Origin of the sequence: Bacillus sp. FSL K6-0268 (assembly GCF_038005425.1) — a bacterium.
Taxonomy (GTDB): domain Bacteria; phylum Bacillota; class Bacilli; order Bacillales; family Bacillaceae_G; genus Bacillus_A; species Bacillus_A thuringiensis_S.
This window is the reverse complement of sequence record NZ_JBBOTF010000001.1, coordinates 408,279-422,284: the sequence shown is the minus strand read 5'-3', so window position 1 is coordinate 422,284 and position 14,006 is coordinate 408,279. Positions and strand designations below refer to the sequence as shown.

The window sequence follows — 14,006 nt, the reverse complement described above, 5'->3', positions numbered from 1 at the left end:
CTCAGTAGGGACGATGTTTATCGCGGTACCACCCTAGTTGTAGACAACTGTCGTCTACCTCTCTTCTTCTTTAACGATCGTTTGACCGTCTTCCCCTCCATAAGTTGTCGGGAAAGATGCTCCAAGGCTGTAATTCATGCTTACCTTTGTACTGATTCACACCGACCATCAGCTCTCTTTAACAGTGAGATAAGCACTACTGTTTCCTCTTCAATGCATATATGATATGGAATTAAGATAATTTATTTTTGAAACCTTTTAACTCATCCATGAATCTATGGAATTCTGGAATGTCCATTTGTTGTGCAGAATCTGATAATGCAACTGCTGGATCTGGATGCACTTCAGCCATTACTGCATCTGCGCCAATTGCAAGTGCCGCTTTCGCTGTTGGTAATAATAAATCTCTGCGTCCAGTTGAATGTGTTACATCAACGATAACTGGTAAATGTGTTTCTTTCTTTAAAATTGGTACTGCAGAAATGTCTAATGTGTTACGTGTTGCTCTTTCGTATGTGCGGATACCACGCTCACAAAGAATAATTTGATCGTTGCCTTGCGCAATGATGTATTCCGCTGCGTTAATGAACTCATCAATTGTTGCTGCTAATCCACGTTTTAATAATACTGGTTTGTTAACTTTACCTACAGCACGTAATAAATCGAAGTTTTGCATGTTACGTGCACCAACTTGAATTACATCAACGTAGTCTAATGCCATTTCAACATCGTTCGGATTTAAAATTTCACTAATAATTGCTAAGTCGAACTCGTCTGCTACTTGACGTAAAATTTGAAGTCCTTCTACTCCTAAACCTTGGAAATCGTATGGAGATGTTCTCGGTTTGAATGCACCGCCGCGCATTAATTTTAAGCCTTGATCTTTCATCGCTTGCCCTACTTGACGAACTTGCTCTAAGCTTTCTACTGCACAAGGTCCCATGATGAACGTTTGTGTTCCGTTTCCAATCAATTCACCTTTTACATCAACGATTGTATTTTCTTGTTTCTTTTTACGTGATACTAGTAACGCTTTGCGGTTATCATCTTCTTGTAACTCTAAGCTTGCTTTGAAAATCGTTTTGAAAATATGTTGAACAGTTGATGTTTCGAATGGTCCTTCGTTATGCTCTGCGATCATATCAAGTACTTCACGCTCACGTACTGGATCAAAGCGTTTCGTACCTTGTACTTGCTTTTGCTCTCCAATTTTTTGAACAATTTCACCACGTTTGTTTAAAAGGTGTAATAGTTGTAAGTTAATTTCATCTACCTGTTTACGTAATTGATCTAATTCATGATTTGCCATTTGGAAATCCTCCTCTAATGTTTTAAAAGTATAGTAAGAGAATAAAAGATTCTCTATTTTCTGAACTGGTTAATTATACAAATTTATAGTGGAATCGATACCTCTTCTTATTTTAAACTAATAATTCGTACAAAGACATGAACTACTAGTTAAAAACCCACTTTTTTGTACAAAAAAGCCCTACTGATGCAATCAGTAGGGACGATATTTATCGCGGTACCACCCTAGTTGTAGACTTCTTTCGTCTACCTCTCTTCATTGTTAACGATCATCTGACCGTCTTTCCCTTCATAAAGACAAATACTATCTTTACTACGAAAAAGATGCTCCAGGACTGTAATTCGCTCTTGTTTTTGTACTGGTTCGCACCAACCACCAGCTCTCTGTTACAGGGAAACAACAACTACTGCTTTTCCTTTCAATGCATGACTATTTTATTTTCAAGTTGGACCACTAAAATACAAAAAGTCCCTACTGAATAAATCAGTAGGGACGATATTTATCGCGGTACCACCCTAGTTGTAGACTAACTTTCCGTCTACCTCTCTTCACTGTTAACGATCAATTGACCGCTTTTTCCTCATAAAGACAAACTATCTTTATTACGAAAAAGATGCTCCAAGACTGTAATTCATGATTATCCCTGTACTGGTTCACACCAACCACCAGCTCTCTGTTACAGTAAGACTAACCACTACTGTGATCTCTTCATTGCACTTTGTTTATTCAAATGTTTTTGAAATTGAATAAGTATGATTCGTATTATAGAACGCTTTTTAAAACACTGTCAACAACTTTTTATATATTTTTTTAAAATTCCACTTTCATCCTATAATTCTTTTTGTAAATCACCCATTACAATTCCTATGCGAATTATTTCATTTTCTAGTAAATGTAAAACATATTCCTCTACTTCATACTGAACTAATAATTCTTTTATTTGTATGATTTCTTTTTCAAATAAAACGGCTTCGTGACATGTTTGTAGTAAAATAAAAAACACATTTGCAAACATTTCTTTATGCGCTTTCATACTTTCTTTTTTATGAAGCATTTCAATCAATAACTGCTTCATTTCCTCACCTGTACATTTACCATGTACACTTGAAAATGCACGAGACATAATACATAATCCTTTTTCTAATATTTCATCCATGTATAAGATAATACGTAAAAGCATTACATATTCTCTCGCAGTTATCTCACCCATTTTTGGTCGTTCTCGTAAAAATACACTGAGCCAAGCTGTCCAAAATTTTTGTTGTTCTTTTACGCTTAATGTTTTGACGTAATAGCATAAAAACTGCATAAATTTAATTTTATTTTCTTCATTTTCTAGTATGAGTAAAGGGTATAACCACTCTGTTTTTTGCTCCCAATATAGTACACATTTAATAAATACAAAGCTAAGCCACTTCAAGAAAGCTTCCCTCGTATGCGGATGTAATACTTCCAAATGTTCTATCGCATACTTAATAAAACGCTTCATTTCTGTAAATAAAGGTAAATTTATTTGCGTGTAACATAAACCAGCCCATGCATATTCCGTAATTTCATTTTGTTTTTTTAAATCTAAGTATGGTAACAAATATTTTCGGCACCATTGCTTTTCAATATGATATAGAAATGTAATATCTGCTATTAAACGAGCAAACATAAAGTTTGTTCGTTCCAAATTAACTCTTACTTGTTCTTCAAATAAAAATAAATATTCATATACATTACGATCGTATAAATGATCATATGATAACAACTTTAATAATACAGCCGTCATTTTCCCAACAGGATGCTGAATTGATTCATTGTAAAAATCTTGTTTTCCAAGCTTAAAATCCGTATCACTCTTCATAACTTGAGGAAACACTGAAAAAGCAAAGCGTTTTACAACACGTATACTATTCTCTTCTAACTCTTCTAGTCGATTACTAATTTCATATAGAAAACTACTAATTAACCAATGATAAGCAGTATTTCTAACAAATTTCTGCAATAGCGGAATAATTTTTTGGATTTGATCATTTGTCAATCCTCGGTTATTTCGCCATTCTCTAATACAAACAAACCATACTTCATTACTTATTTCTTGCACTCCTACTAATTGATATGCGAATGAAATACTCCACTCTGTATTCAATTTACATGCTTTTGATAACATCTCTAAAAAATGGCGTTGTTCAAAAACACCATCTTGCGAAAATTGCCGAACTTGCTTCATAATTTCAACATCTTTCAGCTGCAATAATCCGTCAGCTGTTACATTACAAGTAATGCTTTGCGCTGTATCCTCTTTCTTTTGTACACTGTATCGTTCAGAATGAAAATGAGGATGCTTTTGCTTCATTAACTCATACCCATTTGCCGTAGATGGACTATTTGAATCACACTTGAATAATAAGTCTAATACGAGACATGCATCAAATACCCTCTCTTCTGTAAGATGCTTTATTACAGTTCGAGTGACTTCTTCTTTTGTTTCTTCTAAACAATGTGCATAATGCCTTTTTAAAAGTTGAAAAACTTCATGTTTATAAGTGAAATCTAAAAGAAGTCCTTCATGTAACAACCATTTCATTTTGTCATCTACACGAACAAAAATATTTTTATTCATCGCGTCAATTGCAATTCGCTTTTGAAGTACACTATTTGCTTCTATCATTTCTGTAATATAATAATCCGCTTTTTTCTCATTGTTTTCACATAAATAAGTTAGACACTCTTTTACAATTTGTATTAAAAATGCAAGATCATTTTGATGAAAATCTTTTTCTACATCTTCCTTATTTCTTTTTTTCAGTGCCGTTTGTCTTAACGACAACATTCTCAATTTTTCTAATCCGATCATCATAATTGGAACAGCATAATGGGTGATATATGGCCTCATCTTTTCGTTCCAAATTTGCTCCACATGAGAAAATGTAGATACTGGTAAGCGACTCGATTCCTCGAGTTCTATTGATTCTTGCGTATCATTTCCCCATTTTCTTACACGTTTCAACTTCAGTTTTCCATCTAAAATAAAAGTTAGTAACAATAAGGCAATTTCCTTATGCTCAGGAAAAGAACATTTTTGCAGTAACTTAGAAATCTTTTCTATAGAGCTACTATCTTTTTCAGCTGTTTCTAATAAAAAGAGTGTCCATCTTGCAAACAACAACGGATCCATCTTACTCTTCGTTTCGTTTAAGTAGTTACAAATCGTTCTCCATAATAACGGTGATATTTTAGAATAGTTTTTATAAATTAATTGAAATAATTCTTTCTGATGACTAAAAAGAAATTGTTCCACTAACCATTCTGCAAGTAATTCATCTACTTCATTATAGTTTGGCGTAAGCATAAACAAATTTTGTAATTTACCTTCTGCTTCTAACCATTCGACCCATTCATAATCATGAGCAAATTCCACAAAGTAACGAACTGTTTCAATTTTTTTAATTGATTGCTTTATGTATGATAATTGTTCCTGTTCTACTGACGGGGGAACCGTTACAATATCCCGAATACGCATTCTTTTCGTAATATAATTATCGCCCATTAATTCCGCCCAGCGTTTTACCGCTTTTACGAGGGATTGATGATTATTCACTTTATTCGGATACACAATTGGTCTTATCCCTAAATGTTCCCAGTGGTACGTATTTTCCCCTTGTGCGACAAAAGCAAATCGTCTTGTACTTGGTGGTAAACCAGTTGCTAAATATTTCATTACTGGGTCATTATGACTATATCCAACGAATAAAACGGTGTAATTCGAGAATAGATCGACTAAAAATCTTCTCGCCCACCCTTCGGTTAAGTAAGCCCTTCCAAAATCACCGTCTGTTAAAATTAAAGCCTCTTTCTCCTGTTCTACATTACCATGTATATAAGCAAGACCTTTAAATGCTCTCCCAGTCGGTAAAGCTGGAGCATAATAAACATTGATATCTCTATTTATTTCCTTAATTGCAGTTGTAAAATGTTGATCAAAATTTGTTGTTACAATGCGGATATCTGTATCTAAAGGAAATAACCTTGGAATTGCAAAATGCAATGGATTCGGTTTTGATTTCTCTATATGAACAAGATCTCTTGCAACTTGATGTACATCTTTTGTTTTTGCAATTTTACCAAGATAATAATCATGTGGTTCTGTTATTTCACGTTTTTCGACATATAACGTTTTTGCAATTGCATCAACTAAATCATCAAAATTCGGTAAGTTTGATTTCCCTTTCATAGAAACTCCCGCTCCAACAAATAACACTAACTTTCCTTGCTCAAGGTGATCGATTAACTCATCTGGAATTTCTACTTCTGAAGTAATCCACATCCTGGATTCCCCCTTACCTAAAAATGTCATACACTCTCATTTTACTATAACATTTTTCCGTTGTTTTTATAATATTTAGACTAAATTCCGAACATGAAAAAGTTTTACGTAAATAAATCCGTTACAATGTATGAACTCCAGAATTTATTGAAAAACTATGTATAAATCGGAGGTGTGAATTTTGAATGATTTCACAGTAGTGCTTATCAAGTTTATATCGTGCATTATCGCATTTAGCATTGGGCTTGCTTTATTTTTCCCTGCAACGTTTGTTCAAATTATTTCATTCAGTCTCTTTGTTACAATCGTATCCTACATGTTCGTTGATAAAATCATTTTAAATCGAATTGGCAATACTGGTGCCATTATGTCGGATTTCTTATTAACATATTTAAGCGTATGGATTTTCGGTAATATTTTATTAGACAACTATATGCAAATTGCATGGGGCAGTATCCTTTCTGCCATCGTCTTCACTTTATCTGAAGTAATCGTTCATCGCTTCTCTAACTCTCATACAAGGCACAACAATGATAACATTCGTATTAATCGCCGCTTTGCATATGGTACGGAATTTGCTGAAGAACAAAATATATTGGATAAAGACAAGAAGAAGTAACATTTTAATGCAGGAGCACCCTTTTTAATTATGTGGTGCTCCTTTTTTGTATATTTTCATTATGGTACGTGAAATTATATAAACGATTATTTCAAAATATCGACTTACCGACAATATTTGACGCTTTTTTCTAATAAAAAAACTACCTCTTATTTAGAGGCAGCCACTTTCAAGTCTTTTAATGCAACAACATCCGCAAACGCTCCCAATACTGCGTTATGATGTTGCACAATATCTTCAGCACGTAACACTTCTGTATTAAATGTACTATGCGCATCACTCACTAACGTTACTTTATATCCTTCACTACATGCTCTGCGCGTTGTCGTATCTACACAATACTCTGATTGCATTCCCGAAAGAATAACGTGTTCAATTCCTTTCTCTTGTAACACTTCGCTTAAGTTTGTCTTATGGAATGAATCTGGCGTCGTCTTTTCAACAATATTATCTCCTTCTTGCGGAGCGATGGCCGCATGGATTCGCCATCCATCCGTACCTTTTTCTAACGGATGGTCTTTAGGACCGTTATGTTGGACATAAATAATTGGGATATCATTTGAACGACATTCCATAATAAGCTCTTGCAGTGTTTGTAAAAACTTTCCCCCATTATGTACTGGCATTCCAGCTGTATACATACCCGCTTGCACATCAATTACGATTAACGCTTTTTTCATTTCGCACAGCTCCCTTCGTTTATATAAGCCATTGCATATTCATTATAATTGTTTGTATTCCATCATCCAACAATCTTCTAATTTCCCCTCATGCAGCTCATGTTCCTTTAAAATCTTTACTTTTTTAAATCCGCATTTTTCATAACACTTTATCGCTCGTTCATTATTTACTTTCGGATCCATTGCAATTGCTTCTGCTCTCATTTCACCCATAATATATGTAATTGCTGCCTGAACGAGTTTTTGTCCAATTCCTTTTCCCCAATAGGCTGGTTCACCGATAAATTGGTCCATTCCCCATACATTTTGTGATTCTTTATAGCCATATAACGCTTTCCACTCTGAATCAACTGGGTACATTTGTATGTAACCAATCGGAACGGTATCAAATTCTATTAAACATCTTTTTTCATTATTGTTTGGATTATGTATAAAATGATCAAGCACCTTTTCTACAGACTGCGGATTATCTCGTCCTTCGTAATACCGCAGGACTGCTGGGTCCGTTAACCATTTAGAAACGATAGATGCATCATCTTCCATTACGTATCTAATCAATAAACCTTCTTTTTGAAAAAGCATATTATACCTCTATTATTCCTTTATATTTTTTCTTGATGTTATATCTTTCATTGCACCTACTAATGCATATGGTAGTAATGTAATCGAAAAAAATGCTGTAAATACGTTAAATTGCGGGATTGTATAGAGTGTGAACCATTCAGTGAAAAATTGAGAATTTAATATTCTATTAAAAAACTCTCCGCCTGGCCTAAAGTTTGGTGCCCACGCAGTTATTTCACACAAAATAAAGTGAAACTTTAATCAGTGGGGGTTTTGTTCATCCCCCACTGATTATTAGTTGAACCATTCGGGCTTTTACGGGCAGTTGATCCCCCACCTAACTTCTTCGCTTTCGCTGAATTTTGAGGTGGGGGTCTTACTGCCCGTTAATGCGGAATAAACAGTAACTGAACAATAAAAAATGCCCCTAGATAACGAAACCAAGTCCGTTTCCATATAGGTCGTGCATTTTTTAATATATCCCCCATCTAACCCCCTCCTTAAATATCCGTCATATTAATTATACACTTTCCTCACTTTATTTGTTAAAATTTTCTATATAATTAATACTGTTGGGGGGAATACATTATGTCTAATCCTATATTTACATCCACTTTAATCATTCTTAGAGGAAACTCCGCAAGTGGTAAAACAACGATTGCAAAGCAACTACAAGAACATTTCGGACAAGGTACACTTTTAGTATCACAGGATGTTGTGCGTAGAGATATGCTTAGAGTACACGACACAATGGGGAATTTATCACATGATTTACTATTTGAAATTACAAAGTACGGAAAAGGAAAATGTGAATTTGTTATTTTAGAAGGTATATTGAACAGTCGTAGGTATGGTGAGATGTTAAAAGAATTAATTCGTTATTTTGATAAAAATGCATTTACATATTACTTTGATTTATCATTAGAGGAAACTATTAGACGACATAACACAAGGGACAAACGACATGAATTTGGTGAAGATTCCCTACAAAAATGGTATAATCCGCACGATACAATTGAGGTTTCCAGAGAAACTATTTTTACAGATAACTTTACGCAAAAAGATATATTTGATGCGATTCTTAATGATGTTGCGATACAAAAACAAGACTAATATAATATGTTAGTCTTGTTATGTACTTTGTGTTTCCGTTTTTATAATTGAACAATCTTTACATAAATAATAGTATATATTCATTTCCCCAAACTGGAAATCAACTACTGAAATAAGTTCACGTTCCTCGATATCTTGTGTAATTGTAGCAACATACTATTCTTCTCTACTTCTCAATAACCTTCTGTTCTACTTCCTTACCTCATTCTTAATAGTTTTTCTAAACATGATACAATTTTTATGTTTTATTACAGTTTTATTAATAAGTCATTTAAGAATCCTATTATACTTCCACTAAAAAAATAAAAGCCAGCCTCAATAAAGAGAACTGACTTCTATTTAGATCATTATAGTTACTATAAAATTTTTACTTTAACAGTTTTTCTTCCCCAATTCATAGCTTTACTTTTTGACCCCATTAATACATCAATACGATTACCTTTAATTGCACTTCCAGTATCACCAGCGATAGCTTCTCCATAACCTTCTACCCATACTTTAGATCCTAATGGGATTACTTTCGGGTCAACTGCGATAATTCTCATATTCGGATTTGCCGTTAAATCATGCCCCATCGCAGTTAAAACGCGTCCACCATATGTACCATTTTCACTTGGATCAGCAGTATACGCTGTCGCTACTACCGTTAATTCACGTTTAGCAGACTGTATATTGTTTTTTGATACTTCTTTCGCTCTCTCTTCTTCTTTAGCTTTTGCTATTTCTCTTGCTCTCTCTTCTTCTTTAGCTCTTGCTATTTCTCTTGCTTTCTCTTCTTCTTTAGCTTTTGCTATTTCTCTTGCTTTTTCTTCTTCTTTAGCTTTTGCTATTTCTTGCGCTTTCTCTTCTTCTTTAGCTTTTGCTATTTCTCTTGCTTTTTCTTCTTCTTTAGCTTTTGCTATTTCTCTTGCTTTTTCTTCTTCTTTAGCTTTTGTTATTTCTTGCTCTTTTTCTTCTTCTTTAACTTTTACTTCTTCTTTGACTTTTGCCTCTTCTTTAGGCTTTACTATTTCTTGCACTTTTTCTTCTTCTTTAGCTTTTACTTCTTCTTTAACTTTTGCCTCTTCTTTAGGCTTTACTATTTCTTGCGCTTTCGGTTCTTCTTTAACTTTTACTTCTTCTTTAACTTTTGCCTCTTCTTTCGGCTTTACCATTTCTTGCGCTTTCGGTTCTTCTTTAACTTTTACTTCTTCTTTGACTTTTGCCTCTTCTTTAGGCTTTACTATTTCTTGCGCTTTCGGTTCTTCTTTAACTTTTACTTCTTCTTTAGGCTTTACTATTTCTTGCGCTTTCGGTTCTTCTTTAACTTTTACTTCTTCTTTAGGCTTTACTATTTCTTGTGCTTTCGTTGTTTCTTTCGCTTTTGCTACTTTCTGCGTCTTTACTTCTTTCTTTTCTTTAACTGATTTTTGTACTTTCGCTACTTGCTTCGTTTTCTCTTCGGTTTTCTTTTCAGTTGGTGCTGTACTTGATAGGAAAGAAACGTTTGCATAAGCTGTTTTTCCTTTATACTCAAATTGCAGCCATCCGTCTTTTACTTGATGCGTTGATTCAATTACATCATCTTTTTTCAGTCTGCCAAGAATTTCTGATTCTGTGTTTGCTTCGGTACGTACATTTAACAAATTCGCCGTTACATGATACACATCTTTTGTAAACTCCGAACTTACAAACACTTCTTTACCGTTCAATTCAATTTTTGACCAACCATCTTCGGTATTGATGACTTTTAACTCTTGCCCATTCTTTACTTTTTCGACCACTTTTGATTCTGTAGTCGGTTTTTCACGTACGTTAAGTACATCTGCTGTTACGATTGTTTCTGCGGTAGCAGTTGAGGTAAACGCCCCCAATCCAAAAATAGTTGCTGTTGCTGCGCCAATTACTTTTTTCATATTAGCCTCCATTATATTTTTTGAATTTTATCAAATGCCTCTGTAAAATTGTATAATTTTACATAATATCAAAACATTTGCAACAGTATATTAATATTGTTTAATATACTGTTATTAAAACTCCTTACTCCAATACTATCAAATTCTTATTTCTAATTCTATATATTATAAATATCCTTATCTTTTATAAAAGCTTCATGCCCTTCTTCACACTAAATAGTTGTTGCAATTCCCGCCAAAAATAAACTTACGATTGCTAAAATTTTAGTAGCGACTATAGCACCTCTTAAATGAAACTTATAATCTTTATATCCCTTCATTCCTTCTGTACTAGGAATCACAACAAACCTCGGAGTAATCCAGCAAAAAATTAGCCAATCAATTATAAATAAATCTACTAAATTAAAAATCATTAAAATACCAAAAGTGTGTAAATAAGCATCAATATACAATAATTTTTCATGCTTATGTAATATATATGTAGAAACGAAAGGACAACTGAAAAGAATAGCATTATATACAATATTAAAGTAAATGGTTTGCTTTTTTTCATGAATCGATTTTGGAAAAACTACTTTTTGAATATCTTTCGGATAATCAGTTAATGAAAGTCGAGGATTATAATATAAGGACCCTAAAATCATAACGGATAGTACAATAGACATGATGACACCAACGTACATCATTTGCTCAAATTGATTCATATGCTTCATTCACCCTTTTCTGTAATTACTATGTTGATCATTTACTTAATTACATATTGTATGTACGTACATAATCAAAAATTAACAACTAGCTTTAACACCAAAGCAAAATTGTTGCAATGCAAATGCAAACTTAATACAGTGGAAGCCTAATTGCTACAGATAGGATGGATGAAACCTATGAAAATTGAACATATCGTAATTTGGGTAAATGACTTAGAATGAATGCGTGATTTTTATATGAAATACTTTAACAGTAAAGTAAACTCTATAGCCATTCTTTCAATTTTACTTCATCCAACATTACAACCCCTTCTCGTGATCTTTCACACTATATTCGCTCGTTTTTCACAAAAGGTTCATTTTACATGAAAATTTATTTATTACAATAAAAATATAAGGTATATTTTTAAGAAAAGGAGGATTTCAAGAATGAATCAAGAGGATAAAATTTACGCTGAAAAAGTGTTGAAAAATCTATTCATCGGATCACAAGTTGATGGATTACAATTTGGTATTTCTCCAGGCGCTATAAAGATTCATTTCACAAACTTTCACGACTCAGTTGATTATGACGGACAATTATATATCAATATCGAATCAAAATGGTGTTTATTTAATAAACCTCAAAAAAGATACCCATTAAATGAAGATGAATTTGAAGTTTATTCTGGGGAAGAAGAATATGAAAGAATATTTAAGATAAGAAGACAAAAAGTTACCGATATACAACTTGGCTTAGAAAGCCCTCATTTAATTATTACATTAGATAGTGGACAAATTATTTTTGTAAATGGTTTTCATGATTATTATGAATGTTGGCAATCTGGTGTTCTATGTGAGCAATGGCTTGTAGTCGCTGCACCTGGGAATGAAATCGCCACTTGGGCTCCCGATGAGTTTATCGATAAATAAACTGTCTTCACGAAGAAGAACCGAAGATATTTTATGAACTACATAACTATTTCTATTACACTTAAACGAATGACCATTTTACTTTAATAGAACTCACTTTATTAAAATTGAAAGGATGATAATGATGGCATGTGTCCATGATTTTGGAATAATTGACGATTTTACTTCTCAAAAAAATTACGAAGATTATACACCAGAGAAATATCATTGTATTTCTGTTGATGATGATATTATCAGTAGCTTAAATCGAAATTTATCAATTATGAAAACCTGCTTTCATACAGTCAAAAATCAGGAATACGGTTTAGCTTATTACGGTATTACAATTATCCCGCCTGAATCATTAGCAATATTCTATGAAACAGTTACATCTTCAAAGTTCTTCAAAAATTCTGATGAGCTGATTGAGTTAGCTTCAAAAATTGAACAAGCTACAACAGAACAAAAGTACATGATCCATTATGGGGTTTAAGTGTAATACAAAAAAAGCTTAGGATTTCTCCCAAGCTTTTTTTGTATTGTACTAATAATATTTATTCCTTAGTCATTTAGTTAATGCTTGAACCTATGCCCTCACTTTTTACAAGTGAGAGCGCCAATATTAATCTAAATAAGCGTCTCATTTCCAATCTTCCAGCTAAACCATCTCCCGTGTCCTTCTGTTTCTCCAACCGTTTCACGATATTCGTTTCCGTTAATATAATAATCAATATGAAGGTCACGATCCCACATATTGTTATACAGGTGGAATACATCACGTTTTGCGCCGATTTCTTGTATTTGTTTTTCTAATTTATGTTTAACTTGTTCTGGTATTTGGTTTGCGACGTGTGTATGGAAAATACAAATAACAGCTTCTTCACTTATTTGTTCAATAATAGATGATAATAGCTCTACACCGTCTCCTTCTATGAATTGGACAGATTCATTTTTCACTAAAGATGCAGCTTGATCAAACATCTCAAGCCTTTCTTTATGTTCTGGCCAAATTAAAGCACGTAACCATAAATAATCTTCCTCATTATGTAAATCATTCACATGTAAGTCCAGTCCGATTCTTTCTACGACAGATGGGCTTTCTTTTAGAAAATGCGGTACATTCTCCCCTCTTATTTCAGAAGTTACATGCACATTTGAATTTATATTTCCGTACATTTCATCCGTCCCGTACGAATAACGATATTGGTCCCAGAACAGTTGCAACCCAGAACTTGTCCCAATTTCAATTAACGCTAACGGCTTCTTCACTTTGTTAAATATGTAGCAGAAACTTGGGTATAAGTATGCGCACCGTCTTACTTCATTTGTTTGAACGAGTTTCGTTTGTAACAAAGTAATGATTTCTTCTCGGTACTCTTTACAGAAATCTTTAAAATGATTAAAAGCTTTATCTAAATTTGTATCAGCATTTTCAACTAAACTACTATAATACGTTTTTAAATGATGTTCTTTCCCTGCTAGCAATAAATAATGTACTGCACCTAATAGTAAGTTTGGGACTGGTTGACCTACCTGAGCATAGGACGATAGTGTAAGTACTTCCTCATCTTCAGCAATTTTCATTGATAAATATTCATATAAATCACTTGACCCTTTACATTCCTTTATTGAAAAGTTTCGAAATAAGTTTGAAATTTGTTCTTTTGTACACATTAGAGTCCCTCCTTTTTATTTTTCAGAATAATCTTACCATTACAGAAAGAATAATCCCATAAAAAGGTACTCGATTTAGTCACTTAAGGATACGTAAGCTTTTTCGAGATAATTTCAAACTGTAATTTTTTTCTATTTACCACCTTAAAAGAGCTTGTTAAATAAGATTTTTAGCGAATAAAACGTTAAATAGTTTAAAATTATCAGATAACACTAGATATTTTAGTCTATTAATTATTATA

Annotated in this window: 11 protein-coding genes, 2 pseudogenes and 3 other annotated features; of the genes and pseudogenes, 4 read left to right on the top strand and 9 right to left on the bottom strand. The window is 33.2% G+C overall.

Features of this window, described 5'->3' with window-relative positions:
- Positions 1-3: 3 nt before the first annotated feature.
- Positions 4-223, bottom strand: a binding site (T-box leader).
- A 9-nt stretch (positions 224-232) separates the two neighbouring features.
- Both MHI28_RS02090 and MHI28_RS02085 read right to left on the bottom strand, forming a co-directional pair.
- Complete coding sequence (locus MHI28_RS02090; RefSeq protein WP_001273575.1) at positions 233-1,309, bottom strand: bifunctional 3-deoxy-7-phosphoheptulonate synthase/chorismate mutase; 1,077 nt, start codon at positions 1,307-1,309, stop codon at positions 233-235.
- A 194-nt stretch (positions 1,310-1,503) separates the two neighbouring features.
- Positions 1,504-1,740 (bottom strand) — a binding site (T-box leader).
- A gap of 54 nt (positions 1,741-1,794) precedes the next feature.
- Positions 1,795-2,030, bottom strand: a binding site (T-box leader).
- Between the two features lie 108 nt (positions 2,031-2,138).
- Positions 2,139-5,621 carry a DUF4020 domain-containing protein gene (locus MHI28_RS02085; protein WP_000265189.1) on the bottom strand — a complete coding sequence of 1,161 codons (3,483 nt, stop codon included), beginning with the start codon at positions 5,619-5,621 and terminating at the stop codon, positions 2,139-2,141.
- Between the two features lie 181 nt (positions 5,622-5,802).
- On the opposite strand from MHI28_RS02085, the gene MHI28_RS02080 reads away from it, so the two are divergent.
- Positions 5,803-6,240 carry a YndM family protein gene (locus MHI28_RS02080; protein WP_000997702.1) on the top strand — a complete coding sequence of 146 codons (438 nt, stop codon included), beginning with the start codon at positions 5,803-5,805 and terminating at the stop codon, positions 6,238-6,240.
- A gap of 149 nt (positions 6,241-6,389) precedes the next feature.
- Here the strand turns inward: MHI28_RS02080 and MHI28_RS02075 are convergent, their stop codons facing one another.
- From MHI28_RS02075 to MHI28_RS02060, 4 genes and pseudogenes are all read right to left on the bottom strand, one after another.
- Positions 6,390-6,920, bottom strand: a complete 531-nt coding sequence (locus MHI28_RS02075) for a cysteine hydrolase family protein (RefSeq protein ID WP_000709535.1) — start codon at positions 6,918-6,920, stop codon at positions 6,390-6,392.
- Positions 6,921-6,962: 42 nt separating this feature from the next.
- Positions 6,963-7,502: a GNAT family N-acetyltransferase gene (locus MHI28_RS02070; protein ID WP_000898779.1), complete on the bottom strand. Its 540-nt coding sequence runs from the start codon at positions 7,500-7,502 to the stop codon at positions 6,963-6,965.
- 12 nt (positions 7,503-7,514) lie between these two features.
- A pseudogene (locus MHI28_RS02065) lies at positions 7,515-7,733 on the bottom strand (YfzA family protein); the annotation flags it as partial.
- 155 nt (positions 7,734-7,888) lie between these two features.
- Positions 7,889-7,972, bottom strand: a pseudogene (locus tag MHI28_RS02060) (YfzA family protein); the annotation flags it as partial.
- Between the two features lie 100 nt (positions 7,973-8,072).
- On the opposite strand from MHI28_RS02060, the gene MHI28_RS02055 reads away from it, so the two are divergent.
- Positions 8,073-8,597 carry a kinase gene (locus tag MHI28_RS02055; protein WP_000070084.1) on the top strand — a complete coding sequence of 175 codons (525 nt, stop codon included), beginning with the start codon at positions 8,073-8,075 and terminating at the stop codon, positions 8,595-8,597.
- 356 nt (positions 8,598-8,953) lie between these two features.
- On the opposite strand, the gene entB is transcribed toward MHI28_RS02055, so the two are convergent.
- Together entB and MHI28_RS02045 are read right to left on the bottom strand one after the other, a co-directional pair.
- The gene (entB, locus tag MHI28_RS02050; protein WP_340827581.1) at positions 8,954-10,492 is read right to left on the bottom strand and encodes a cell wall-binding protein EntB; all 1,539 of its coding nucleotides are present in this window, start codon (positions 10,490-10,492) and stop codon (positions 8,954-8,956) included.
- Between the two features lie 212 nt (positions 10,493-10,704).
- Positions 10,705-11,196: a hypothetical protein gene (locus MHI28_RS02045; protein ID WP_001071238.1), complete on the bottom strand. Its 492-nt coding sequence runs from the start codon at positions 11,194-11,196 to the stop codon at positions 10,705-10,707.
- Positions 11,197-11,628: 432 nt separating this feature from the next.
- On the opposite strand from MHI28_RS02045, the gene MHI28_RS02040 reads away from it, so the two are divergent.
- Both MHI28_RS02040 and MHI28_RS02035 read left to right on the top strand, forming a co-directional pair.
- Positions 11,629-12,111: a hypothetical protein gene (locus MHI28_RS02040; RefSeq protein WP_001070897.1), complete on the top strand. Its 483-nt coding sequence runs from the start codon at positions 11,629-11,631 to the stop codon at positions 12,109-12,111.
- A 121-nt stretch (positions 12,112-12,232) separates the two neighbouring features.
- A complete protein-coding gene (locus MHI28_RS02035; protein ID WP_002162764.1) occupies positions 12,233-12,583 on the top strand; it encodes a hypothetical protein in 351 nt (116 codons plus the stop codon).
- A 134-nt stretch (positions 12,584-12,717) separates the two neighbouring features.
- Here MHI28_RS02035 and MHI28_RS02030 read toward each other — a convergent pair whose 3' ends face one another.
- Entirely contained in the window at positions 12,718-13,764 is a 1,047-nt protein-coding gene (locus MHI28_RS02030; protein ID WP_000337438.1) for a DUF2332 domain-containing protein, read from the bottom strand.
- Positions 13,765-14,006: the final 242 nt, after the last annotated feature.